Consider the following 24,504-nt stretch of genomic DNA (forward strand, 5'->3'; position numbering starts at 1 on the left):
ATGGGGGCCGGCCCGCCTTGGGGGAGGCGGGCCGGCCTACGCATAACCGGTCTGGGGACGGGACGGGGGAAGTGACCAAGTTATGCGGTTTCGATGTCTACCGATGGGCAATGAGCACGCCGTCCCTCGCGCAAGGCGTATTGCCCGTTCATTGTTCAGGTTCGCCCGTCAGGCGCTGACGCCTGAGCGAAAAGTTTTTCAGCGCGTAATGCTCGCAACGGCGCCGACGCGGTCGTCGTTGATCCGGGTCCAGCGACCCGCATTCGTTTCTGACTGCCGTTTGATGTAGCGATAGGGGGTGCGATACCAGGGCAGCACTGCCTCTATCTGATTGTCGAGCACGAGGTCGCCGCGGTCCGTGCGAACGGTCAGTACGGCATGTCCCCCGCCGTCCATGTCGCGCGCCACCGTGATCAGAAGGGCCGATGCGGGCCAGCCGCGCTTGATCAGGGCCCCGGCGCTTCAGCAGCACGAAATTCTCATAGTCGCCGGCATCGATGGGATAGGTCCACACTTCCGCGCGATGGTAGAGGTCTTCGTCGGAAACCGGCCTGATCAGCTGATTGATCGATGTGTTGACCTTGAGCAGCTCGTCCCAGCGCGCACGGCTCAACGGCATCAGTTGCGGGCGCTTCGCGGTCACGCCGCACTCCCCGCGCCAATGCTTGCAGAATTCGACATGCCCCACCGGAGCGGTGGTCGCACCGCTCGTATGCATGAAAGGTTCCCGTCCTTCCGCAGCCGACCCTGACATGGTCAAGCTGATGCTGAAAACGAGTACAGCCGCAGTCTCAAATATAATTTCCCCATACTTCATGTTAAACCGTCTCTGTTTGATTCGTTTGACAGTAGAAAATGGATTTTTATGTCACGCTAATCTTTAAGATATAAATAGAATATAATTTTATATAAAAAATAAATTAATTATATTTTTTTATTTGAATTTTCAGAAATATTTATTAAAATTCAATACAAATTTTATCGATATTTGCAGAGCGCAGCGCGGCGGTTGAAAGTCCAATATAGAAGGTGGAATTCTAATATAAGTAGAAAAACTGTATGTAATATTCGTAATGAATTTCCCATAATGCAATTAATATTAGTTATTAGTGATTTTAATAAATTTAATAATATATGAAAATGCAATTATATTACGGTTTGTTTAGAAGCCGGCTCTTATCTGTACGCATCAAAATTGTGAGGTGTCGGACATGCAGTTCATCGCACGTCTCCCGTTGGCTTGGAAAGTCAGTATCCCGGTGCTCGTCATTTTCGTGTTTTCGATCGGGATTGCGTTTATCAAGCCTCAATACGCTCTATGACGAGATGCTGTCCGAACGCAGTCGGCGCGTGCGGTCGATATCCGAGACGGCGGCCGGTATCTCCAAGAAGTTTCATGCACTCGCCCAGCGCGGCGAAATGAGTGAGGCCGAAGCCCAGCAGCGGGCCAAGGTAGCCATCGCGGACATGCGTTACGACGGCGACAACTACGTCTACGTTTTCGACGGACAGGGGAACACACTCGTTCATGCGACGGAGAAACTCGTCGGACAGAATCTGCTGGGGCTGGTCGATGACAACGGCGTGCGGGTGGTGGCCGAACTCGTGCGGCTTGCCCAGGAAGGCGGCGAGTTGCTGAGCTACATGCTGGCCGCACGCGGGAGAGGACAACGCCATTCCGAAATACGGCTGGGTGGAGCCTTTCGCGCCGTGGGGCTGGGTGATCGGCACGGGCGTCTATGTGGACGACCTGATCGCCGCCTTCTGGAAGCAGGCCATGTTGATTCTCGGCATCGCGTTTGCGGGCGCCGTCGTGGCGCTGGTGATCGCCGTGACGGTTCTGCGCAGCATCACGCGTCCCGTTTCGGCGCTGACTGAGAACATGGATGCGCTTGCCAAGGGCAACAGCGATATCGAGATCACCGGGAGCGAGCGGGCCGACGAGATCGGCAAGATGGCAAAGGCGATGGAGGTTTTCGTTAGCAACGAGCAGACGCGCAAGCAGCTGGAGACGGAGCAGCGGGAGAACATGGCGCGGCGCGGCGAGGAAGTGCAGCGGATTTCAGTCGCCTTCGACAGCCAGATCACCTCGATGATGGAGGTGATCGAAACCTCCGTGCAACAGTTGCGCGATGCCTCGAACGAGATGACGGCGGGAGCGGAACGCACGACCGAACAGAGCGAGTGCGTCTCCAGCGCATCAGAGCAGGCATCGAGCAACGTGCGCACGGTGGCCGCGGCGGCGGAACTGTCGACCTCGATCGGAGAGATCCGTCGCCAGACACAGACTCGTCCTAGATCGCATCCTAGGCCGCGCGTGAGGCCGGTGCAACGCGGGAGCGCATGGACGGTCTCAACGAAACGTCCATCCGCATCGGCGAGGTGGTGACGCTGATCCAGGCTATTGCCGAGCAGACGAACCTGCTGGCGCTGAACGCGACCATCGAGGCTGCGCGCGCGGGAGAGGCAGGCAAGGGATTTGCGGTGGTTGCCGCAGAGGTGAAGGATCTGGCGAGCCAGACCTCCAAGGCGACGGAGGAGATCTCCAGTCAGATTTCCGCCATTCAGACGGAAACCTCGTTTGCGGTGAGCGCGATTTCTTCCGTCTCGCAGGTCATCGACAACATGAACGATATTTCCTCCTCCATCTCGGCCTCAGTGGAAGAGCAGGGGGCCGCGACCTCGGAAATCGCGTCGAGTGCGGTCGATGCGTCGAGTGGAACGACGGCGGTGACGACCAATATCGGCGAAGTGGCGAGCGCGGCGGAGACGACCCGGCATACCGCGCAGATGGTCGACAGCTCCGCCCGTCAACTGGAGGAGAATGCGCGGCGCCTGCGCAGCGAGATCTCGGAATTCCTGCAGAAAGTGCGCGCTTAACGATGCTGCGTGAGCGCGCGGGCTATCCGCGACGCTTGAGGGTCTCGTGGGAACCGGCGCTGAGTGTCAGCTGATCTGGTTCTTGACCAGTTCGATATCTTGAACGGCTGCGAACTCGACCGCGATGCCTTCCTCGGTATGGCGCACGACCCGTGCGCGCATCTTGCCCAGCGTGATGGGCGTGCCGATGGTCGGCTTGACCGTGGTGGCGAGGGCCGCACCCGAGAGCGAGACGTCGATGACGCGGCAGGTATATTCGCGCCCGTCCGCCAGCGTGATGCGCGAAACCGATTCTTCGGGCGCGAAACGCTCGTGACGGCAGTCTTCGGGAAGGTTCAGTTCATGCCGGTTGGCGAGCCAGGTCAACTGGTTGGCCAGCTTGTCGCGCTTGCGCGGCGTGGCGTTGACGGTCATGGCGAAGCCGCCTTCGAAGGTGCGCACCACATTGCCCTCGATGCGGCCGATATCGGCGATGATGCGCTCGCCCTCTCCGGTCGTCACAGGCGCGACGACCGCCGCGCCGCTGGGCGACATGTTGATCACCTGATAGGGATATTCGCACTTGTTTTCGAGCATGAAACGCCCGAGCAGGCTGACCTTGACGCGTTGGAAGCGCCGCTTGTCAGGCGTTTTCCCGGCGAATTGAACCATCCGGCCGTTGGCTGGAGTTTTTGAGGCCTCATGGGCAACGGTGGCATGAGCGGGCGCCATCTGGGAATTCTCTCCTCTTCGACCGCCGCTCCGTTTTTGCGTATGGGCGTTCGCGTCGGCTAGCCTAGGTCCAGCGACGTTAACAACCGGTTAGATCGCTCGCGAATCTCGTCAATAATTGGTATTTTGCCGTATTCCGTCATATTGCCCTTGCGGCAAACATGAACGAAACGCGGCTGTAACTCGGTGTCACGGTAAAAAAGACAAGGGATTTCGAGGGGCACACAGCTCGCAAAATCGTCTCGACGATTTTGCGAGCTGTGTGCATTACCGATGCCTGCGGTCTCAGGCCTCGGGCTGGTTTTTCCCGCCTTCATAGACAGTCAGATGACCGACGCGGCGATAGGCGAGATGCGACGCGGGCGCGACGGCATGGCCTTCCCGACCGGCATTGACCTTGCGCAGGAAGAAGGGCTGCTCGTCCGGCCAGATCAGCCGCAGGCTGGAAATGGACTGGGAGACGACCGGATGGATCCCTATCCAGTAGGGCTTTTCCATCATGGCACAGCTTCCCAGGATGCGGGCGTAGCCCTGATAGCGCATGCGCAGCAGCAGGATCTCCAGATCGACGCTCTGGCCACGGTCGGTGCGGCTCTCCACGCCGAGCACGGCGGCAGCCGCGTCGTTGGTGATGGTCTGCAGCATCGTCTCCATCGCCTCGCGGTCCTTGTCGGACCACATGCGAAGAAAATCGCGACCCTTCAGTTCACGGCAATAGGCGGCGCACATGCGGGTTCCAGCGAGGCGGAAGCGATAGCCTTCGTCCCCCAAGGCTTCGAGAATGAACGTGTCACCGAGAATCGTGCGGATGTCGCCCGGTTCTATCTCGCTGCGCTCGGGCGCAGGTTTGGATCCGCGGAGTCGGTTCCAATAACCGTAGAGCGCCTGCGTCGTGGCATGTTTCATTTCTTGATGCCTCACTCGAAATACCCATTCCTCGGCACCGTCAAATCCCGTGTCCCACGGGCTGTCCCGGGATGGGCCGGTTTGCCGGTCATTGCGGGACTCGGCGGCGCTCTGAAATGGTTAAGAGCAGGTTACATGCCAGCACCATTTTGGACACCAATTGCGGCGGGTTTACCTGTCATTATGGTTAACAACCGGGCCCGGCTGTGGACAGTTCTACGAGCGGGGAGGGGCGCGGGATTTGTTTCGGGGGCCAAGCGCCCCTAAGTGGGGAGGAACATCCTGTTCGGACGCTCCGCGTGAGAGCGTGCCGACAATCTTGGAGCTGCCGTTCATGCAGGGCCCGACCGATCCGCTTTCCCGTTCCGATTCCGAGTCGGACGACGGGCCGTCCAGGCGTCCCGCGGGCTGGGACTGTGGGCCGACCGGTGGCGGATCCGGATTCAGGCACGAGCCCGCGCGCGAGCCGCTGTTCAATCTGCCGGGCGTCGTCGTGGGGCTGATCGCCGTTCTGGTGGGCGTTCATCTGGTGCGCGTCTTCGTCCTGTCGCAGCAGACGGATTTCGAGTTCCTGCTGACCTTCTCCTTCCTGCCGCTGCGCTATGCCTCGCCGGAGGTTCTGAGCCATGCGCTGGGCGGGGCGAGCCTGCCGGGCTGGGAGGGGGCGATGGTGTGGACCTTCGTGACCTATGCTTTCCTGCACGGCTCGTTCACGCATCTGGCCTTCAACTGCCTTTGGCTGGCGGTGTTCGGCTCCGCCTTGGCGCGCCGGTTCGGGCCTGCGCGTTTCCTCGGGTTCTCCGCTGCCACGGCGATCGCAGGCGCGGCGCTGCATCTGGCGACCCATTTCGGGGAGGTCGTGCCGGTGGTCGGTGCCTCGGCTGCCATTTCAGGCCATATGGCGGCGGTTGCGCGTTTCGCCTTCGACAACGGCGGGCCGCTCGACATGATGCGCGGGCATCACCTTTCCGCCTATCGCCAGCCTGCCATCTCGCTGGCCGCAGCCCTTTCCAACAAACAGGTGCTGGTCTTCCTGGGCGTGTGGTTCGCGGTGAACCTGGTCTTCGGTCTCGGGTCGCTGCCGATGGGCGGCAATGCGCCGACGATCGCCTGGGAGGCGCATATTGGGGGATTCGTCGCCGGACTTGCCCTGTTCTCGCTGTTCGATCCCGTGCTGCGCCGTCGCTGAACGGGGAAGATGCGCCTGATTCTGCAAGTCCGTGACAATCCTGTTCACGAGCGCGCTCTTTTTTGAGACAATCCTTACCTAACGGCGGCTTTCGATATTGTGTCGTCGGGAAATCATTGAAGCGGGCCCCGGCCCGAAGTCTCACGTATTTGCGCATCGTCCGCCGCATTGAGGTGGCGGCTTCGGATTGGAGCGGGAGTTGGAGGAAGCTATGACAGTCGGCGCTATCTTGAATGAAAAGGGCAATACGATCGTCTCGACGCAGCCCGATGCGATCCTGGCGGATGTGTGCGTTCTGTTGGAGGAGCATCGGATCGGCGCGGTGATGGTGCTCGACAAGAGTGACGACATCACCGGAATCCTGTCGGAACGCGACGTGGTGCGCGCGATCGGCCGCAATGGTCCGGCGGCGCTGCAACGCCCGACCTCGGAGTTCATGACCGCAAAGGTGGAGACCTGTCTGGAGGACGACACCGTCAACCGGGCGATGGCGCGCATGACAAAGGGCCGCTTCCGTCATCTGCCGGTGATGCGGTCGGGCCGGATCGTCGGGGTCATCTCCATCGGCGACGTGGTGAAGTGGCGGATCGAGCAGGTCGAACGCGAGGCGGAGGAGATGCGCTCCTATATCGCCATGGCGTGAGGGGACCGCGATTTCGAGGTGGCGTGGCCGGGCGTCTCGCCCGTCCGTTGAAACAGTTCTTCGGGCGACCTCAAAGTTCGGCCCGAAATGGGCACGTTTTGCTCCTGACTGTCATCCCCGCGCAGGCGGGGATCCAGTAACAACCTGATTTCGCTCACTGATTTAAACGTAACCCTCATGGGGTGCTGGATCCCCGCCTGCGCGGGGATGACAGTCGTGCTTGTATCGTTTTCCCGGAATACAAGCGAATAATACCGCGATCCGCCCCCTTCACGCCTTGTCGTAAACGTCCTTCGGGTCGTAGACGCGCGTTTCGACCGTCTTCAGCACGGTCTTGTCGGTTGCGGGCTTGCCCAGTTCCACCGTGCGGTAGAAGCAGGAGCGATAGCCGACATGGCACGTCGCTCCGTTGCCCGCGACGCGCACCTTGATCAGGATCGCGTCCTGATCGCAGTCGGTGCGCATCTCCACGACGGTCTGTACCTGGCCGGAAGTTGCGCCCTTTTTCCAGTATTCCTGACGCGAGCGGCTCCAGTACCAGGCCTCGCCCTCCTCGATGGTGCGCGCCAGCGCGCCTTCGTTCATGTAGCCGAGCACCAGCACTTCGCTCGTGTCGGCGTCGGTGACGATGGCTGGGACAAGACCGTCGGTATCGAATTTCGGGCGCAGGATTGTGCCCTTTTCCGTTTCGGTCTTGTCGATCTGGGGGGCGAAGCGTGTTTCGGTCATGCGGTTACTTCTTGTCCGGAAGAGGGGAAAACGCGGGCTCTCAACCACGCACCAGCGACATGAAGCGGGCCTGCTGGGCCGGGTCGGTGCGGAAGATGCCGGTGAAGCGGGTCGTCACGGTCGTCACGCCCGCCTTCTGTACGCCGCGCAGGGACATGCACTGGTGTTCCGCTTCCAGCAGCACGGCGACGCCGCGGGGCTTCAGGGCACCGTCGATGGCGGCGGCGATTTGTGCGCTCAGGTTTTCCTGGGTCTGCAACCGGCGGGCGTAGACATCGATCACGCGGGCGAGTTTCGACAGGCCGACGACGCCGCCGTCCGGGAAATAGGCGACGTGGGCGCGGCCAACGAAGGGCACCATGTGGTGCTCGCAATGGGAATAGAAGGGAATATCGCGCAGGAGCACGATATCATCGTAGCCGTTGACCTCGTCGAAGGTCGTGCCGAGATGCTCCTCCGCGCTCTCGCTATAGCCGCGATAAAATTCCTCATAGGCCCGGATGACGCGTTGCGGCGTCTCGATGAGCCCTTCGCGGGTGACGTCCTCGCCGATATAGGCGAGCAGCGTGCGCACCGCCTCCTCGACCTGGGCGCGGGTGGGGCGATCGCCGGGAACGGCCTTTTCCTGCTTTCCGGCGGTTTCTTTGTTGTTCTTGGCGGCGTTGACGACGGCGTCCATAGTGGACCTCTCAATGTCGGTTCGTGAGGCACCCGGGTGACCGGGGCCGACCGCATCCTTATATGCCGACCGCATCCTTATATAGAGAATGACGCGGAGAAGGAGAAGCGGTTGGCGTGGCATTGATGTGACATGCGACGGGACCGCGCGGCTCCCCTATATAGACGGCCATATCCTCATGTGAAGGTGAGGATGATTTCGAGACTGATATGACTGACGATATTTACAATCGCCGGATCCTCGAGCTGGCGGGCAACATCCCGAAACTGGGACGGTTGGAGGCGCCTGACGCAACGGCCAAGGCCCACTCCAAGTTGTGCGGATCCACCGTCGTCGTCGATGTGAAGATGGAAAACGGCGTTGTGACCGACTTCGCCCACGATGTGAAGGCCTGCGCTTTGGGACAGGCGTCGTCCTCCATCATGGCGCGTCATGTGATCGGCGCAACGGTGCAGGAGTTGCACGATGTGCGCGACGCCATGCGCGCCATGCTGAAGGAAAACGGCACGCCGCTGGAAGGCCGGTTCGAGGAATGCAATGTTCTGAAACCGGTGCGCGACTACAAGGCCCGGCATGCCTCCACCATGCTAACCTTCGAGGCGACCGTCGATGCCGTCGACCAGATCCTCGCACGGCAAGGCGAGGGCGCGGACGAAACGGCGCCTGTGTTCGGCGCCTGACGAGAAACGCGACGGAGCGAGAGCGCAAGTGGCTTTGATGTGTGGTTTGCTGCTTTCTCAGGCTCAGGCTCAGGCTCAGGCTCAGGCTCAGGCTCGGTCTCAGTCTCAGGCTTTCTGGCGTCATCTCGGACGCGATGCGGCACGCAGTGACGTTTCGCAGATCCGGGATCTACCCTCGGTGTCTGCGGCTTGGGATCCCGGGTCTGCACAGCAGCACTGGCGTGCCGCATCGCGTCCGGGATGATGCCGGAGAGATTGAATAGGGGGCGGGACTCTAACCGGGCGGCCGTACTCGGAGGCAGGGATCCGGACAGTGGGGCGAATGCCCCGGAAATCTGGAAATCGTCTGCAGATCCGGTGGACCTGCGTTCCTCACGCATCGGGCTCTTTGCACAGCACCAGGTTGACAGCGGAGCCGATTGACACTAGGTCAAGGGCGTTGGTGACCGAATCGGCCGTAAGCGTTTAACGTCAACCAACGCACTCAACGATCCCCGGCGATCGGAGTGCGTCTTTTTGTGATCGTTGACCGGGGCCTATCTTGGAGAACAAGCTGACCGGGGCCTATCTTGGAGAACAAGCATGGTCTCACCGCTCAAAGGACGGTCGCGAACGTTCCGTCTCTACTATCTCTCCATCATTCTGTTCGTCTCCTATCTCTGTGTTGCCATGTCGTTGCCGGTGGTGCCGCTCGAGGTGAGCGGCACGCTCGGGATGAGCAATGCCTGGGCGGGATTCGCCGTTGGCATCGTCTTCCTGGCAACGATCCTTAGCCGCGGGCGCGCAGGTATTTTCGCCGATCAGGGCGGGGCAAAGCGGGTCGCAATGATCGGGCTTGGCTGCTATGCGGGCGGGGCGCTGGTCTCGCTGGTTGTGGGACTGCTGTCGGCAACGCCGGAGCTGTCCTTCTGGGTGCTCGTCGCCGGGCGTCTGGTGATCGGCCTTGGCGAGAACTTTGTCGGCGTGGCGCTCAATACCTGGGGTATCGAGATTACCGGGCCGGAACAGTCCGGGCGGGTCATGGCGTTTGTCGGCGCTGCGCTTTACGGCGGCTTTGCCGCGGGCGGTCCGCTCGGTATCGCTTTGTTCGATCATTGGGGCTTTGCCGGAACCATGGCGGTGGCGGCTGTTCTGCCGATCATCGGGATCGGGGGGCTGATGCTGCTGCCGGGCGTTGCCGGGAAAACGGCTGCCGAGCAGCCGAGCTTCTGGAAGGTGCTCGACACGATCAAGACGCACGGCGCCATCGTCGGATTGCAGGGGATCGGCTTTGCCGCGATCGGCGCTTTTTTCTCCCTCTTCTTCCACGACCAGGATTGGGTGGGCGCCGGGTTTGGTTTGACCGCCTTCGGCGTCGGTTTCGTTCTGGTGCGGATTCTCTTCGGCGGGCTGCCTGACCGCATCGGGAGCTTGCGCGTTGCGATCGTCTCGCTGATCGTGGAAATGGTGGGGCAATGCCTGATCTGGTTTTCTCCCGAGCCGGCCTTTGCCTTCGTGGGCGCTTTCATGACGGGGCTTGGATGTTCGCCGGTCTTTCCCGGGGTCGGCAGAGAGGTGGTCCGTATCGTGCCGCCGCATCTTCGCGGAACGGCGCTCGGGGGGAGGATTCTCGGCGTTTCAGGATCTTGCCTACGGTCTTACCGGGCCGGTCGCCGGTCTGCTTGCGGACCATATGGGCTACAGGAGCGTTTTCCTGATGGGCTGGATTGCGGCGGCGCTCGGCGTGCTTGTCGCGGTGGAACTTCTGCGCTCCCGTCCGCTTGCCTATGCTTGAGCCTGGAGCGTGTGCCGGATGCCTGACGAAAAGGGCGGCCCCTCAGGAGCCGCCCTTTTCGTCTGTTCTGATTGAGCCGCCTTGCCTATTCGGCAGCCGCGGCTTCCTTGACGACCTGACGCTCGCTGCGTAGACCCTGAATGATCGCATAAGCAGGTCAGAAGCAGCACGATCGTGGGGAAGCCTGTGGAGACGGCCATCGCCTGAAGCGCCGTCAATCCGCCGCCCAGCAGCAGCGCGATTGCGACCAGTCCCTCGAAGTTCGCCCAGAAGACGCGCTGCGGAGTGGGGGCTTTCACCTTGCCGCCGGCGGTGATCGTATCGATCACCAGCGATCCGGAGTCGGAGGAGGTGACGAAGAAGACGACCACCAGCACGATCCCGATGAAGGAGGAGATCTGGTGCAGGGGCAGTTGCTCCAGCATCACGAAGAGCTTCAGCGGAAGGTCGGCCTCGGTGATCGCCTGATAGCACTGGTTGACGACCAGATCGACGGCCGCGCCGCCGAAGACGGACATCCAGAAGACGGATACCAGCGACGGGGTGAGCAGCACGCAGGTGATGAATTCGCGCACCGTGCGACCGCGCGAGACGCGGGCGATGAACATGCCGACTAAGGGCGACCAGGAAATCCACCAGGCCCAGTAGAAAGCCGTCCAGCCCTGGCTAAAGTTGACATCCGAGCGGCCGAAGGGCTCGGACAGGACCGGCGGATACTGCACGTAAGCCACGAGATTTTACGCAAAGCCCTTCAGAAGGGCCACGGTCTGGCCCGCGAAGAGCACGAAGAGCAGCAGGGCGGCGGCCAGCACCATGTTGATTTCGGACAGCCGCTTGACCCCGGCATCGAGACCCGGGACCACCGAAAGCAGCGCCATGCCGGTGATGCAGATGATCAGCACGATCTGCGTGGTGGTGATGTTGGGCACGTCGAACAGGAAATACAATCCGGCGGCAGCTTGCGAGGCGCCGAAGCCCAGAGAGGTCGCCAGTCCGAAGAGTGTGGCGAAGACGGCCAGAATATCGATGATATGGCCGGTCCAGCCCCAGACGCGCTCGCCGAAGATCGGGTAGAAGATCGAGCGCATGGTCAGCGGCAGGCCCTTGTTATAGGCAAACAGCGCCAGTCCCACGATGGCGTAGATGGCCCAGGGGTGCAGGCCCCAGTGGTAGATGGTCGCCGCCATGCCGAGCTTTTCCGCCGCCTCGACATTTCCGGGCGCGCCTGCAAGCGGGGCCCAGCTATCGGCCGTGCCGGCGTTCTCGGCCACGGAGGTGCTGTAATGGGTGATCGGTTCGGACACGCCGTAGAACATCAGCCCGATGCCCATGCCGGCGGCAAACAGCATCGCGAACCAGCCCGAATAGGAATATTCCGGCTCCACTTCCGTGCCGCCCATACGGACCCGGCCCAGCGGCGTGATGATCATCAGAACCAGACAGACGATGAGGAAGATGTTGCCGGCTGACAGGAAGAACCAGTCCAGATTGGAGGTCAGCCAGTTGCGCACGGCGGTGAAGGCCGGGCGGAGGCTGTTCTGGAAGACGAGGGTCGCAATGACGAAGGCGACGATCGTGAGGCCGGAGACCAGAAAGACAGGGTTGTGAATGTCGAGCCCGAAGGGGCCGATCTGGGGCTGGACGTTGCCCTGTCCGATTTTGTACTCAGTCTCGATAACGTCGGCTTCGCTGTCGGGAATTAAGGGCTGACTGGTCGCTCACGGGCGTTTCTCTCGATGTCGGGTGTCAATGGCCTTGCGGGACGCGCCGGGCAGATGAGAACTTATGACCACGAGATCGATACCGTTCTCCGCAAATCGCCCGGGTCAGGGTCGTGTCGAGATCGCGGGCCGGGTCGGGGCTCGTGTAGGTCCGCGCCTCCGCTTCGATCCCGCGCTCGGCCTTCTGCTTTTCGGCAAAGGCCTTGAGTTTTTGCGCATATTCCTCCGGCGTGTGGGCCACGGGCCCCGGCAGGGTGGAGGTGATGCTGACAAACAGGATGGGCGCCTGATAGTGCTTGGACAAATCGGTCGCGGCTTCCAATGCTTTGCCAAGTCAATCTGCGTGGGCCAAATCCACGGGAACCATAATCTTGTTGAACACGAAACTCCTTCTCCGGATCAAGGTGTGGCGGCACTGGTCTCCGGTATATTAAAACGCTCGCATCTGTCCCGAGTTCCATGTGGATATGGGATATTATCCGTAATATGTTTTCTTATATATTTCAACGCAAGGGAAAGCGGGTTTTATATCACGAAAAATCTATATTATTATTCATTTATGCTATGAGCGTATTTTGATTATCCTAGGTAAGTATCGGCTGGAAATCAATCGGGCCGATCTTGTTGTCGTCATGTATTTGCCATAATCGAGGGAAGGCGGTCCGCCGGTGTTTCGCGAGCTCTCCCAAGCGGGCGGAGGTTCGCGCGGCCGGTGGGGCGGGGAAGCCCTTTGAGAGGATTCATGAAGACGATCGCCATCCTGCTCATTCGCTTTTATCGCTTCACGTTTTCCGTGTTGTTCGGGCGCTCGTGCCGCTATCAGCCGACCTGCTCGTCCTACACGGAGGAGGCGATCACGCGGTTCGGGCTGTGGGCTGGCGGCTGGATGGGACTTGTGCGCATCCTGAGGTGCAATCCGCTGAGCGCCAGCGGCTACGATCCGGTGCCGAAGGAGCTGCTGAAGAGCGCGCACTGGTACATGCCCTGGCGATATGGCTACTGGACCGGGCGGCATATCGACCCGAAGACCCGCATCGATCTGTCCTGAGGGGGGCTGCGGGACGGGCGGCGCCGTGCATATCCGGTGCAGTTTTCGTCACATGCTCAAGGTCGACAGCGCGGACATTCTTGTCGCCGAAGCCGATGGGGTGATCGCTGGGTCCGCCGTGCTGCTCAATCGTGCCGGCACAGGGCTGACGCGGCTCTATTCACTAGCCGTCGACCCCGCCTTGCGCGGCCGAGGGGTTGCGCGCCGCCTTCTTGCCGCCTGCGAAGAGACGACATTGGCGCGCGGGCGCATCGTGCTGCGCCTGGAGGTTCGACGCGACAACGCGGCGACCTGCACGCTTTATGTGGGGGCGGGCTACCGGCCTTGCGGCAGCGTGCCGGACTACTACGAGGACGGGGAAACGGCGCTGCGCTACGAGAAGCTGCTGCACGATGCAGACCTCAAGCGGTCCGGCATGCCGTACTACAACCAGTCGACCGAATTCACCTGCGGGCCTGCGTGCCTTGCCATGGCGCTCAAACATTTCGACCCGGCGATTGATCTCGACGAGACGCTGGAGTTGAGGCTCTGGCGCGAGGCGACGGCGATCTATCTTGCCTCCGGGTTTGGCGGTTGCAGTCCCTACGGCCTTGCGGTGGCTGCCGCAAAGCGTGGCCTGGGCGTCGAAATTCGCCTCAACACCGACGAATTCCTGTTTCTCAATTCGGTCCGGGATCCGGAGAAGCAGCGCGTCATGACCATCGTCCAGCAGGACTATCGCAACGAGGCCGAGGCGCTCGGCATTCCGGTCGGCCACAAGCTGCTTGGGGCCCGTGCGCTGGCGAAAGCTATCGGAAACGGCGCCGTCGCGATCGTGCTGATCTCCGGCTACCAGATGTTCGGACGCCGCGAGCCGCATTGGGTCATCGTCCATGCGGCAGATCCCGGCCATCTCGTCATTCACGATCCGTGGCTCGAATACGAAGGTTTCGAGAGCGCCACGGATTCCTCCTCCCTTCCGATTCCGGATGCCGCATTCGACCGCATGGCCCCGTTGGGGCCACGCGGCGGGCGTCCGGGCTCAGATCCTTCTCAGAAAGGCTGCCTGATGGCCGCATGGGTCATCCTTGTCGATCACGCCAAGGATTTTTCAAACGCGGAGACCCCGCACAAGGTCATGACGGTGCGCGAATACATCACGAGCCCGAGGCTTTTCCGGGGCGCGCATCCCACCATCGTCAATCTTTCCCGTTCCTACACCTATCAAGGGGCTGGCTATTACGCCTCGCTGCTGGCGGCCGCGCGCGGCCACCGCGTCATTCCCAATGTGGAGACGATGGTGGATCTGTCGCGCAAGACGCTTTAACCGCGTGGCGCTGCCGGAGCTGGAGGACACGCTCAACCGCGACTTGCGCGGTCAAGCGGAGTATGACGAGGGAACCTTCCGGATCACGATCTGCTTCGGCTCCGTGCGCGAGCCTCGTTTCATGCGGTTCGCCCGGTTGCTGTTCGACTGGTTCCGCGCGCCGCTCATCCAGGTGACGGTGAAATGCGGCGAGTGGGCGACCATCGATCGCCTTCGAACCATATCGATCCACGATTTCGGCGACGAGGATCGCGAATTCTTCTACGAGTCGCTGGAGGTCTATTCCCACCGGTCGTGGCGTGCGCCGAAGGCCCGGGCGCAGCTCAAATACGCACTCGCCGTGCTGCGCAATCCGAAGGAAGCGCTACCGCCCACCTCTGCCTCCTCGCTGCGCTATCTGGCCAAGATAGCCCAGCGCCACGGCGTGGAAGTGGTGGAGATCAGCAAGGACAACTACCACCAGCTTGCCCATTACGACGCGCTGTTCATCCGCGAGACGACGTCGATCGACAACCACACCTACCGCTTCGCCAAGCGCGCGGTGCAGGAGGGAATGCCGGTCATCGACGATCCTGTCTCGATGATCCGCTGCACCAACAAGGTCTATCTCGCCGAACTGCTGGAGGCGCACGGCATTCCGACGCCGAAGACGGTGATCATGAGCTCGCTCAAGGATGTGCCGAGGATGGAAGAGCGGCTCGGTTATCCGATCGTCTTGAAGATCCTGGACGGCTCGTTCTCGCGCGGCCTGTTCAAGGTCGAGGACCGCGACGGCGCGCAGGCGCGGCTGAAGGTGCTGTTCGAGGATTCCGACCTGGTGCTGGCGCAGGAATGCTGCCCGACCGAATTCGACTGGCGCGTCGGCGTTCTCGACGGTGAGCTGCTGTTCGTCTGTCAGTACATGATGGCCAAGAAGCACTGGCAGATCATCCATCACGAGAAGGGCAAACCGGCGGTTGAAGGCGATTTCAAGCCCTGCGCGCTGAACGAGGTGCCGCCGGAGGTGATCGACAATGTGGTGCGCGCCGCGCGTCTGATCGGGTCGGGGCTTTACGGCGTCGATATCAAGGAAACGGGAGGCCGCTGCGTGGTCATCGAGGTCGACGACAACCCGAACCTGGAACACGGGGTTGAGGACGCTGCGGAGAAGGAATTCGTCTGGAACCGGCTCGTGCAGTGGTTCGTGCGCCGTCTCGACGAGCATTATTCGGGGTGAAGGGCTTTTGTGAGGTGAGGGGGATGTGGCATGTGTGAGGCTTTCCCCTCTTTACGCGCGCGCTCGAAACCCTTATCCCCCATCCCCATACGTCAACCCGCTTACCTGCCTCGTTTGTAGGAGTGAGCCAGGAGAAAAAGATGATCCATCTGACTTTCCTCGATAATTCCGTGCGCGGCTTCGAGCCCGGTGTCACCGGCAAGGCCGTGGCCGAGGGCATCTCGAAGTTGCTTGCTAAGAAGGCGGTGGCGGTAGCGCTCGATGGCGCGCTGTGCGATCTGGCTGACCCGATCGACCGGGACGCGAAGATCGAGATCGTGACGCGCGACGATCCGCGTGCGCTGGAACTGATCCGCCACGATGCAGCCCATGTGATGGCCGAGGCCGTGCAGTCGCTGTGGCCCGGCACCCAGGTCACCATCGGCCCCGTCATCGAGAACGGCTTCTATTACGATTTCAAGCGCGTAGATCCCGAAACCGGTGAGGACAGGCCCTTCGCTCCGGAAGAGCTGCCGGTGATCGAGAAGAAGATGCGCGAGCTCATCCAGAAGAACTCGCCCTTCGCCAAGGAAGTGTGGTCGCGCGAGGAGGCGAAGAAGGCCTTCGCCGAGATGGGCGAGGACTACAAGGTGGAATTGGTCGACGCCATTCCGGAAGATCAGGACGTCAAGATCTACCGTCAGGGCGACTGGTTCGACCTGTGCCGCGGTCCGCACATGGATTCCACGGGGCGCATCGGGCAGGCCTTCAAGCTGATGAAGGTGGCCGGCGCCTATTGGCGCGGTAATGCCAACAACCCGATGCTGACCCGCATCTACGGTATCGCCTGGGGCGACGAGAAGCAGCTCAAGGCCTATCTCCACATGCTGGAGGAGGCGGAGAAGCGCGACCATCGCCGGCTGGGCCGCGAGATGGATCTCTTCCACTTCCAGGAGGAAGGGCCGGGCGTCGTCTTCTGGCACTCCAAGGGCTGGACGTTGTTCCAGAACCTCGTCTCCTACATGCGTCGCCGTCTGGCGGACGACTACGAGGAAGTGAACGCCCCGCAGGTGCTGCACACCTCGCTTTGGGAGACCTCGGGCCACTGGACCTGGTACAAGGAGAACATGTTCTCCGTTCAGTGCGCGGATCCCGAAAGCGAAGACGATCGTGTCTACGCGCTGAAGCCGATGAACTGCCCGGGTCACGTCCAGATCTTCAAGCACGGGCTGAAGAGCTACCGCGATCTGCCGCTTCGCATGGCGGAGTTCGGCGTCGTGCACCGCTACGAGCCGTCGGGCGCCATGCACGGGCTGATGCGCGTGCGTGGCTTCACGCAGGATGACGCCCACGTCTTCTGCACCGAGGAGCAGCTTGCGGCGGAATGTCTGAAGATCAACGACCTGATCCTGTCGGTCTATGAGGATTTCGGCTTTGACGAGATCGTCGTGAAGCTGTCGACCCGGCCGGAAAAGCGCGTCGGATCGGACGAGGCCTGGGATCATGCCGAAAACGTCATGCGCGACGTTTTGAAGAAGATCGAGGCCGACGTAAGCGGTCGTATCAAGACGGGCATCCTGCCCGGCGAGGGCGCGTTCTACGGGCCGAAATTCGAGTACACGCTGCGCGATGCGATCGGCCGTGAATGGCAGTGCGGCACCACGCAGGTGGACTTCAACCTGCCGGAACGCTTCGGCGCGTTCTATGTGGATTCCGACGGCGAGAAGAAGACGCCCGTCATGATCCACCACGCCATCTGCGGATCGATGGAACGCTTCCTCGGCATCCTGATCGAGAACTTCTCCGGCCATTTCCCACTGTGGATGGCGCCGCTGCGGGCGGTGGTGACCACCATCACTTCGGACGCGGACGACTATGCGAGCGAAGTGCACGCCAAGCTCAAGCGGGCGGGTCTGAAGTCGGAACTCGATCTCAGGAACGAGAAGATCAACTACAAGGTCCGCGAGCACTCGCTGGCCAAGGTTCCGGTGATCATCGTGTGCGGCAAGCGCGAAGCGGAAGAGGGGATGGTGAATATCCGTCGCCTCGGCTCCAAGGACCAGACGTCGATGACGCTGGACGAGGCCGTCGCCGCACTCCGCGACGAGGCCATGGCGCCGGACGTAAAGCGGGTGCAGTAAGCATCCTCGATGGACAAACGAAAAAAGCGGGCACTGAGCCCGCTTTTTTATGTCCGGTGTTATGAGCTGTGTGGTCTGGTATCGAGTGTGTGGCCGATCCTTCGAGACGCGGTCTGCGACCGCTCCTCAGGATGACGTTATCGTGTTGTTATTTCGTGAGAAACCATCAACACATACAACATTATCCTGAGGAGGGTCGACCGGCCCGTTTCGAAGGATGGGCCTCACTCACACACAGGACCAAGCCGCACGCGCGCCCTTTTCCCGATTGCTCGACCGGTTCCGTCGGAAAAATAAGCCGCCGCTCTATTCAGTCGCAAGCCCGGCCGCGTTGCCGTCCTTGGTGCGGACTTCAACCTCGGCGTTGCGGCCCGGGGTGACCTGGAATTCGCGGGAGAAGAGGCGGCCCTGATTGCGCGCCACGACCGTATATTTTCCGTCGGTGAGCACGTAGGTGGGGAACGCGCCGTCGCCTTCGACCACGGAATCTCCGCTGGAGGTGAGGACGGCCCAGGCGGTGTTAGCGATGGCCTCGCCGCCGAATTCATTGACCAGCTTCAAGGTCACTTCGGCGGCGTTGTGGTAGATCGTGACTTCGGTCAGCTTGCCCGCTTCCACACGGATGTCGGCGCGCACGGTCGCGTTGACCCGGCCATAACGGCTGACCACGTGGTAGGTGCTTGCATTCAGCGGCACGATCGCGCCCGGTTTGACGCCGCGAACCACGAGTTTGCGTTCGCCGCGGGAGTCGAACTCCGTCTCGAAGATGTCGAAATGCAGCCTGGAGAGATCGAGCGGTACGCCCTTCGACACCACGCCGTTGAGCTTGATGCCCCCGGCATCGAGGACGATCGTCTTGCTGGTCTGGCCGCGGGCGACCGTGACCTTCGTTGTCACACCGGAATGACCATAGGCGGTGTAGACGAGGTAGGTGCCCGAATCGAGCCTGAATTCCGCATCTCCGTCCTTGGCCTTGGCGATCAGATCGAGATGGCCGTCGTCATTCACGGTCTCCGAATAGACGCGCCAGACGAGGCCTGAATCGATCAGCGGGCCGTTCTTGGTCAGACGGGCCATCATGTAGAGGCTGGTCTGGTCCGGATCATCCGGCTTGCCGGTCTCAGGAGTGGCTGCCGGAGCGTAGGGGAGCGCGTCCTGGGGGAAGGTGGTGATCGTCGGGCTGTTGAGGAGCAGGTCGAGGGAGGGCTGGTCCAGGGCCGGGCTTTCCTGCACCGGCTGAGGTGGGGGGGCCGCGTTGTCCTCGGGCGAGGGGATCGGAAGCGGGGGGATGGGGGCTGCATCCTGCGCGGCGGCGGGAATACTGACGGCAGGAAGGGCTGCGGCGAGCGCCACGGCGAGAAAAAGACCGGCGGCCGTCTTCGCGGCACAACGCACCAGCGCTGAGATCGGGGGCATCCTGCTCGACCGGAAATCCATCAACCTTTTTCCGAGTTTTCGGCGCGTGCTCGCGCTCCTTTTGAAATTATGTGTGCCCGGTTATGCCTTGTCGCGCCGCGCTTGACCAGTCGGATCGCTTCCTGTCAGCCGCAAAAGGGTGGTGATTTCAAGTCCATACTCGCTCAAACGCCCTGTAAGCATTGACAGGGACTGGGCTGTTGCGCTCACATTGCGCTGGATAAATCATCCTAAAATGTTGTTTTCGATCACGTAATCCATCGAAGGCGCAGTCGCCTTCGCGAACGTGCGAAGGCAGGGCGCCACGAAGACGCAAGTCCCGGATTTCGGGGCGCGATCATGAAAGGCTTCTACGATCCATGTTCGACGCTTTATCGCTGCTCACCTCCCGTCGCACGATTCCCGCTGTTGCGCTGGGCGAGCCCGGTCCCGGACAGCGACCAGATCGCCACGTTGCTGTCGATTGCCGTGCGGGTGCCCGATCACGGCAAGCTCAAGCCGTGGCGTTTCGTGTTGTTCGAGGGCGAGGTCCGCAAACAGGCGGGCGAGGCGCTGCTTGCCCTGCGGCTTGAGGAAAAGCCCTATCTCGACGAGGAACAGCGCGAAAAGGAATTGACTCAGCTTTCCCGTGCGCCGCTGGTGATCGCGGTCATCTCCACCGCCGCACCTCACGTGAAGATCCCGGAATGGGAACAGCAGCTTTCCGCTGCGGCTTCCTGCATGAATCTGGTACTTGGTGTCCATGCGATGGGATTCGCCGCGCAATGGCTGACCAAATAGTTCGCCTATGACGAGAAGGCCAAGGCCTTGTTCGGCATCGGCGAGAACGAACAGGTGGTCGGTTTCGTCCATATCGGAGCGCCGCAGGAGGAGCCGGTCGACCGGCCGCGCCCGGATGTAGAGACGGTGGCGACCCGCTGGAGCCCCGCCACGACGCAAGGAACGCCTAAGTGAATTACGATGCGATCGAGAATGAACACGGCCTGCGACACGATCCCTTCAAGGCGATCGTGTCGCCCCGGCCGATCAGCTGGATTTCAACCCTCGATGCGGAGGGACGCGCCAATCTCGCACCCTACAGCTTCTTCAACGCGGTGAGCGACAATCCGCATATCGTGATGTTCTCGTCGATCGGGTGGAAGCACTCGGTCGCCAATGTGGAGGCGACGAGCGAGTTCGTCTGCAATCTCGCCACCCATGCCTTGCGCGACCAGATGAACGAAAGCTCCGCGCCGTTCGAGGCGGGCGTTTCGGAGTTCGAGAAAACCGGTCTGACGCTGGTCGCCTCCTCGGTCGTCAAACCGCCGCGGGTGGGGGAGGCGCCGATCGCGCTGGAATGCCGGCATCTGCAGACGATCCGGCTGGAGGATGTCGAGGGAAAGTTTGCCGATCGCTGGATGGTGCTGGGGCAGGTCGTGTCGATCTATATCGACAACGCGGTTATCCACGACGGATTGATCGATATCACCGAACTGTGCCCGCTGGCACGGTTCGGCTATCGCGATTATTCGGTGGTCTACGAAGTGTTCCAGATGGTGCGCCCGGCCGGTGGTGGGGGCGAGAAGTCGGGCGCTGCCTGAGGTGCTAGGAGGAATGGGCTGAGGAGGTGATGTCGTTCTCCGGCCATGCCGTTTCTCTGTCCTCTCCGTCGCCATCCCGCCGGCTTCGTCTGGGGGATCCAACGCTCTCCGCATGTGCCGCAGCCTGCTGGATTGCCCGGACTTCGCCGGGCAATAACGGTGGAGAGTGGGTTTCTCAGGCGTAGACGCCTGCAAGGCGGGCGCGGTCGAGCAGCTTTCTGGCTCGCGTCAGATGCGGGCGGTCGAGCATTTCCCCGTCAAGTGCGATGACCCCGGCATCTCCTGCCTCCTCGAAGACAGCCGCAATGCGGGCGGCGCGTTCGATCTCCCCGGCATTGGGGGTGAAGAGGTCGTTGATGACCGGGACCTGGGCGGGGTGAATGGCGAGTTTGGCTGTGAAGCCGTCGCGCATCGCTTCCTCGCATTCCGCGCGAAGACCGTCGAGATCGCGGAAGTTGGTGTAGACCGTGTCGATGGGCGCGACCTGCGCTGCCACCGCGCCGAACAGGCACAGGTTGCGGGCAAAGCGATAGGGTTCGGTGAACTCGCCATTGGCGCGGTTGACGGTCGAACCGATATCGGCGGAAAGATCCTCTCCGCCCCAGGCCATGCCCGCAAGCCGCTTGCTTGCGCTCTGATAGGTGCCCAGCGTGAACAGCGAAGCGGCCGTTTCCGTCGCGATAACGATGATCCTGGTGCGTCCGTCCTTGATGTTGTGGTCCGCCTCATGGACGGAAAGCATGGCGTCCAGTCGCTCCACGTCGCGTCCGCTCGTCGCTTTCGGCAGGAGAATACCTTCCGGCGCTGAGGCCATCACCGCGTCAAGGTCGGTTTTCGTCATGCCGGTATCGAGCGCGTTGACGCGGGCATAGAGGCGCGGGCGCTCGGGTTTGGCGATGGTATCGCGCAGGAAATAGCGGGTGGTCTCGCGCGCCTTCTGCTTGGCGTCGGGCGCGACCGAGTCCTCCAGATCCACCAGCATCACATCGGCACCGCTGACCAGTCCCTTGATGAGTTTGCGTGTGTCGTCGCCGGGGACGAACAAAAGGGAGCGCATGGCTCAGGCCTCCATCTTTCGCACGGGGGTCTTTTTTCGCATGAACGCCTGTCGCCGGCACACGGCGACAAGGTCTCCTTTCTGGTTGAAGGCCTTGTGCTCGAATTCGACGATGCCTGCATCCGGGCGCGAGCGCGATTCCCGCTTGGTGATGACCTGTGTGGTGACGCTGACCGTATCGCCGTGAAAGACGGGGTGAGGGAACTTGACGTCGCTCATGCCGAGATTGGCGATGGTGGTGCCGATGGTGGTGTCGTTCACCGAAATGCCAATCATCAGCCCCAACGTGAACAGGGAATTGACCAGAGGCTGGCCCCATTCCGTCTGGGTTTCGCAGAAGTGGCGGTCGATATGCAGGGGTTGCAGGTTCAGCGTTATGTTGGAGAAGAGCATGTTATCCGCCTCGGTCACCGTCCTGCGCAGCGTGTGGTCGATGATCTGGCCGATCTTGAACTCCTCGAAATGCAATCCGGGCATTGCGCCGTGTCTCCTTCCCATGGGCGGTTTTCCGCCGTTATTTCATTTTCATAAGCGTTCCGCCCTAGGCGAAAGTTAACGTGGTGTTAACGATTTTTGAGCGATGGTTAAAGAAGAATTAACCAAGAGGCTATCGGCGAATTGCCCTCAGGTCCATCCAAACGGACCGCTAGGAGGCGGGTGTCATGAAAGTGGCCGAAACGCCCTCGATTACGTCTCGCATCGCGCTGACCTTTCAATCGGCCAGTTTCACGACCGGAACCGATTTCGAGTATCTGGTCAAGATGGCATCGCGCGAATCAAGCTTCGATACGGATGCCAAGGCGAGCACGTCCAGCGCAACGGGGCTTTTCCAGTTCATCGAATCCACATGGCTGGAAACCGTGAAGACCACGGGTGCCAAGCACGGTCTCGGTGAGTATGCCGACGACATCACGCAGCGCGCGGACGGCAGCTACACGGTGAGCAGTGCCGCGCGGCGTCGCGAGATTCTCAACCTGCGCAAGGATCCGCAGATCTCCGCCATGATGGCGAGCGAGTTCACGCGCAAAAACGCCACCTATATGGAGAACAAGCTCGACCGCCAGCCCTCCGACGGCGAGCTTTATGCCGCCCACTTCCTGGGCGCGGGCGGAGCCTCCAAGCTGATCCAGATGGCGGAAAACGATACCGATCGCGCCGCCGATCAGGTCTTTCCGCGTCAGGCGCGGGCGAATAAGTCGATCTTCTACGATCAGTCCGGTTCCGCGCGCAGCGTTTCGGATGTGCTCGACAGTCTGGTCGCCCAGCATGACAGCCCAGAGCTCACCGAATATGCGACCGTCTGCCGTCAGCATATGCGACCGTCTGCCGTCAGCAAGCCCGTGCCGACGCCGGTCGCCAAGGCGCAGGCCATTGCCGTTGCCGCCGGAGTGCCCGATGCGGGCGGCGGCGGCACCGGCGCGGTGATTGCCAGCCGCTACTATCGGCCTGAGGAGAGCGAGGTTCTTTTGGAAGTGCTTTCCGACGCGTTGACCGCTTTGAGCGAAAACTTCTCCGATGCGATGCCCGCAGCCACCACAGCCGATGAGACGACCGAGGGCACCGGGATCGCCCAGGCGCAGACGGTTGCCGCCGCCACAGGCACGCAAACCAATGAGGTGATCACGGTGGCGACCGCATTCGCCGTCTGGAATGCCGCCGCTGCCGCCTGCGGCCAAGCCGGTTCTCAATGAAACGCCCGAGATCGTGTCCGATGCTGCTGCTGCCGTGACACTGGCGGAGGCGGAAACGGCAGAAGTGCCGGTGATGGCCTTCTCTGCAAGCGGGGAAGCCGTTGCGACGACCGCGACCGTGTCGAACGAGGCGGATGCGACCACGACCGCTTTTGAAAGCTCGGGCGAGGAATTGTTTGCCAGCGGCAGCGCATGGCGGGCAACCGAGGCATCCGCTCCCTTCCTGGCGTTGTTCCGCACGGAGCAGACCTCTGCCGATGAACGGTTCGATGATACGTTCGTGAGTGCCTTCCGGGCACGCTCGGAAGGACTACAGGCGGCTGTCGAGGCGAACACTGTTTCCTCTTCGAATACCGAGACCAGCGAAGAAGTGCAGGTCACCGATGCCTCGACGACATCGGTTCCCGGCACAAGGCCCGACGGTCAGCCCTTCGATCTCACCGGGTTTCTGAAGTACCGGATCTTCAAGGAACCGGAGGATCTCGTTCCTCCGGCCTGATCGGTTCGACGGTGGGGCGGGATCGGCGTGATCATGTCGCCGATCTGCCGAGAAGGCCGCCAATGCGACTTTCTCAAACCTCGGCTTTTCAAAACAAGACTCTCCGACGTCATCCCGGATCTGCTCGGCAGCTCTGACGTGCCGCGACGCGCACGGGATGACGCTGAAAGAGCGAAGCTTTTGTCCACGGCATTCGTACTGGTCCAGGCCGGTAACGATACCTTTGCGATTCCCGGGGAAAACCCGCGCTCTTCAACCTGAAGGCGTACGCGCGATTATGGTGAACCCAATCTTAAGGCTTGGCTGACAGGGTAAGGGTTCAAGGTCGTTCTGCCCGGATTGTTGCCATGTTTATCTGCGAACTTCTTTGCTGGATGGAAACGGCGCCCGACGCGCCGCGTGCGGACGCGGCGCAGACGCTCGCGCGCTCGTTTCTGGTGTCGGATCTGACACCCGGCGAGCGCGGGGAAGAGGAAGCCGCGATGACCTGGCTGCTTGACGACAGGTCGCCCGCCGTGCGTGCCGCTTTGGCCGATGCGCTGGCCGAAAGCAAACGGGCGCCGCGCTACGTCGTTCTCTCTCTCTCTCTGTCTCTCTCTCTCTCTCTCTCTCTCTCTCTCTCTCTCTCTCTCTCTCTCTCTCTCTCTCTCTCTCTCGCT

General features: G+C 61.4%; 20 protein-coding genes and 7 pseudogenes. 16 read left to right on the forward strand and 11 right to left on the reverse strand.

The annotated features are described in order from the left end of the window. Positions 1–198 precede the first annotated feature (198 nt). Together QNJ43_RS25925 and QNJ43_RS25930 are read right to left on the reverse strand one after the other, a co-directional pair. Entirely contained in the window at positions 199–408 is a 210-nt protein-coding gene (locus tag QNJ43_RS25925; RefSeq protein ID WP_300474782.1) for a transglutaminase-like cysteine peptidase, read from the reverse strand. A 106-nt stretch (positions 409–514) separates the two neighbouring features. Beyond that, positions 515–817: pseudogene (locus QNJ43_RS25930) on the reverse strand (transglutaminase-like cysteine peptidase); the annotation flags it as partial. Positions 818–1,326: 509 nt separating this feature from the next. Here QNJ43_RS25930 and QNJ43_RS25935 point away from each other — a divergent pair. The 3 genes and pseudogenes from QNJ43_RS25935 to QNJ43_RS25945 all read left to right on the forward strand — a co-directional run. Continuing rightward, positions 1,327–1,587 (forward strand): annotated as a pseudogene (locus QNJ43_RS25935) (cache domain-containing protein); the annotation flags it as partial. A 154-nt stretch (positions 1,588–1,741) separates the two neighbouring features. After that, positions 1,742–2,389, forward strand: a complete 648-nt coding sequence (locus tag QNJ43_RS25940) for a HAMP domain-containing protein (RefSeq protein ID WP_300474831.1) — start codon at positions 1,742–1,744, stop codon at positions 2,387–2,389. Further along, complete coding sequence (locus QNJ43_RS25945; protein WP_300474785.1) at positions 2,344–2,880, forward strand: methyl-accepting chemotaxis protein; 537 nt, start codon at positions 2,344–2,346, stop codon at positions 2,878–2,880. The genes QNJ43_RS25940 and QNJ43_RS25945 overlap by 46 nt, the downstream gene beginning before the upstream one ends. Before the next feature lie 66 nt (positions 2,881–2,946). On the opposite strand, the gene QNJ43_RS25950 is transcribed toward QNJ43_RS25945, so the two are convergent. After that, positions 2,947–3,531, reverse strand: coding sequence for a PilZ domain-containing protein (locus tag QNJ43_RS25950; RefSeq protein WP_300474834.1), 585 nt, complete (start codon positions 3,529–3,531; stop codon positions 2,947–2,949). Between the two features lie 345 nt (positions 3,532–3,876). Further along, on the reverse strand, positions 3,877–4,497 hold the full coding sequence (locus QNJ43_RS25955) for a PAS domain-containing protein (RefSeq protein ID WP_300474788.1): 621 nt from the start codon (positions 4,495–4,497) through the stop codon (positions 3,877–3,879). 307 nt (positions 4,498–4,804) lie between these two features. Between QNJ43_RS25955 and QNJ43_RS25960 the strand changes: the two genes are divergently transcribed. Continuing rightward, a complete protein-coding gene (locus tag QNJ43_RS25960; protein ID WP_300474791.1) occupies positions 4,805–5,686 on the forward strand; it encodes a rhomboid family intramembrane serine protease in 882 nt (293 codons plus the stop codon). A 211-nt stretch (positions 5,687–5,897) separates the two neighbouring features. Further along, the gene (locus tag QNJ43_RS25965) at positions 5,898–6,329 is read left to right on the forward strand and encodes a CBS domain-containing protein (RefSeq protein ID WP_300474793.1); all 432 of its coding nucleotides are present in this window, start codon (positions 5,898–5,900) and stop codon (positions 6,327–6,329) included. Positions 6,330–6,599: 270 nt separating this feature from the next. Here the strand turns inward: QNJ43_RS25965 and hisI are convergent, their stop codons facing one another. Together hisI and folE are read right to left on the reverse strand one after the other, a co-directional pair. After that, complete coding sequence (gene hisI, locus QNJ43_RS25970; protein ID WP_300474795.1) at positions 6,600–7,058, reverse strand: phosphoribosyl-AMP cyclohydrolase; 459 nt, start codon at positions 7,056–7,058, stop codon at positions 6,600–6,602. A gap of 40 nt (positions 7,059–7,098) precedes the next feature. After that, positions 7,099–7,737, reverse strand: coding sequence for a GTP cyclohydrolase I FolE (gene folE, locus QNJ43_RS25975; protein ID WP_300474798.1), 639 nt, complete (start codon positions 7,735–7,737; stop codon positions 7,099–7,101). A gap of 209 nt (positions 7,738–7,946) precedes the next feature. Between folE and QNJ43_RS25980 the strand changes: the two genes are divergently transcribed. Beyond that, positions 7,947–8,417, forward strand: a complete 471-nt coding sequence (locus QNJ43_RS25980) for an iron-sulfur cluster assembly scaffold protein (RefSeq protein WP_300474801.1) — start codon at positions 7,947–7,949, stop codon at positions 8,415–8,417. Between the two features lie 582 nt (positions 8,418–8,999). Then, positions 9,000–10,217: an MFS transporter gene (locus QNJ43_RS25985; RefSeq protein WP_300474804.1), complete on the forward strand. Its 1,218-nt coding sequence runs from the start codon at positions 9,000–9,002 to the stop codon at positions 10,215–10,217. Here the strand turns inward: QNJ43_RS25985 and QNJ43_RS25990 are convergent. Further along, positions 10,182–11,891, reverse strand: a pseudogene (locus tag QNJ43_RS25990) (BCCT family transporter). The gene QNJ43_RS25985 and the pseudogene QNJ43_RS25990 sit on opposite strands and share 36 nt — an antisense overlap. Positions 11,892–11,937: 46 nt before the next feature. Beyond that, positions 11,938–12,216: a hypothetical protein gene (locus tag QNJ43_RS25995; RefSeq protein WP_300474807.1), complete on the reverse strand. Its 279-nt coding sequence runs from the start codon at positions 12,214–12,216 to the stop codon at positions 11,938–11,940. Positions 12,217–12,654: 438 nt separating this feature from the next. On the opposite strand from QNJ43_RS25995, the gene yidD reads away from it, so the two are divergent. The 4 genes and pseudogenes from yidD (at position 12,655) to thrS (ending at position 17,602) form a co-directional block, all read left to right on the forward strand. Then, entirely contained in the window at positions 12,655–12,960 is a 306-nt protein-coding gene (yidD, locus tag QNJ43_RS26000) for a membrane protein insertion efficiency factor YidD (RefSeq protein WP_300474809.1), read from the forward strand. Between the two features lie 52 nt (positions 12,961–13,012). Further along, positions 13,013–13,954 (forward strand): annotated as a pseudogene (locus QNJ43_RS26005) (GNAT family N-acetyltransferase/peptidase C39 family protein); the annotation flags it as partial. A gap of 54 nt (positions 13,955–14,008) precedes the next feature. Further along, positions 14,009–15,482: pseudogene (locus QNJ43_RS26010) on the forward strand (RimK family protein). Positions 15,483–15,622: 140 nt separating this feature from the next. Beyond that, entirely contained in the window at positions 15,623–17,602 is a 1,980-nt protein-coding gene (thrS, locus tag QNJ43_RS26015) for a threonine--tRNA ligase (protein ID WP_300474812.1), read from the forward strand. A 306-nt stretch (positions 17,603–17,908) separates the two neighbouring features. Here thrS and QNJ43_RS26020 read toward each other — a convergent pair whose 3' ends face one another. Next, positions 17,909–19,018, reverse strand: a complete 1,110-nt coding sequence (locus QNJ43_RS26020; protein ID WP_300474815.1) for a hypothetical protein — start codon at positions 19,016–19,018, stop codon at positions 17,909–17,911. Between the two features lie 359 nt (positions 19,019–19,377). Here QNJ43_RS26020 and QNJ43_RS26025 point away from each other — a divergent pair. Both QNJ43_RS26025 and QNJ43_RS26030 read left to right on the forward strand, forming a co-directional pair. Beyond that, positions 19,378–19,972: pseudogene (locus QNJ43_RS26025) on the forward strand (nitroreductase). Further along, positions 19,969–20,598: a flavin reductase family protein gene (locus QNJ43_RS26030; protein WP_300474818.1), complete on the forward strand. Its 630-nt coding sequence runs from the start codon at positions 19,969–19,971 to the stop codon at positions 20,596–20,598. Before QNJ43_RS26025 ends, QNJ43_RS26030 begins: the two are co-directional and overlap by 4 nt. A 175-nt stretch (positions 20,599–20,773) precedes the next feature. Here the strand turns inward: QNJ43_RS26030 and QNJ43_RS26035 are convergent, their stop codons facing one another. Next, complete coding sequence (locus QNJ43_RS26035) at positions 20,774–21,655, reverse strand: CoA ester lyase (protein ID WP_300474821.1); 882 nt, start codon at positions 21,653–21,655, stop codon at positions 20,774–20,776. A 3-nt stretch (positions 21,656–21,658) separates the two neighbouring features. Continuing rightward, complete coding sequence (locus QNJ43_RS26040; RefSeq protein WP_300474824.1) at positions 21,659–22,132, reverse strand: MaoC family dehydratase; 474 nt, start codon at positions 22,130–22,132, stop codon at positions 21,659–21,661. A gap of 185 nt (positions 22,133–22,317) precedes the next feature. Here QNJ43_RS26040 and QNJ43_RS26045 point away from each other — a divergent pair, with 185 nt between their 5' ends. The 3 genes and pseudogenes from QNJ43_RS26045 to QNJ43_RS26055 form a co-directional block, all read left to right on the forward strand. Then, positions 22,318–23,346 carry a lytic transglycosylase domain-containing protein gene (locus QNJ43_RS26045; protein ID WP_300474827.1) on the forward strand — a complete coding sequence of 343 codons (1,029 nt, stop codon included), beginning with the start codon at positions 22,318–22,320 and terminating at the stop codon, positions 23,344–23,346. Further along, positions 23,306–23,845 carry a hypothetical protein gene (locus tag QNJ43_RS26050; protein ID WP_300474829.1) on the forward strand — a complete coding sequence of 180 codons (540 nt, stop codon included), beginning with the start codon at positions 23,306–23,308 and terminating at the stop codon, positions 23,843–23,845. The genes QNJ43_RS26045 and QNJ43_RS26050 overlap by 41 nt, the downstream gene beginning before the upstream one ends. Positions 23,846–24,192: 347 nt before the next feature. After that, positions 24,193–24,504 (forward strand): annotated as a pseudogene (locus tag QNJ43_RS26055) (hypothetical protein); the annotation flags it as partial.

Origin of the sequence: Breoghania sp., assembly GCF_030066895.1 — a bacterium.
In the GTDB taxonomy this organism is placed as follows: Bacteria; Pseudomonadota; Alphaproteobacteria; order Rhizobiales; family Stappiaceae; genus Breoghania.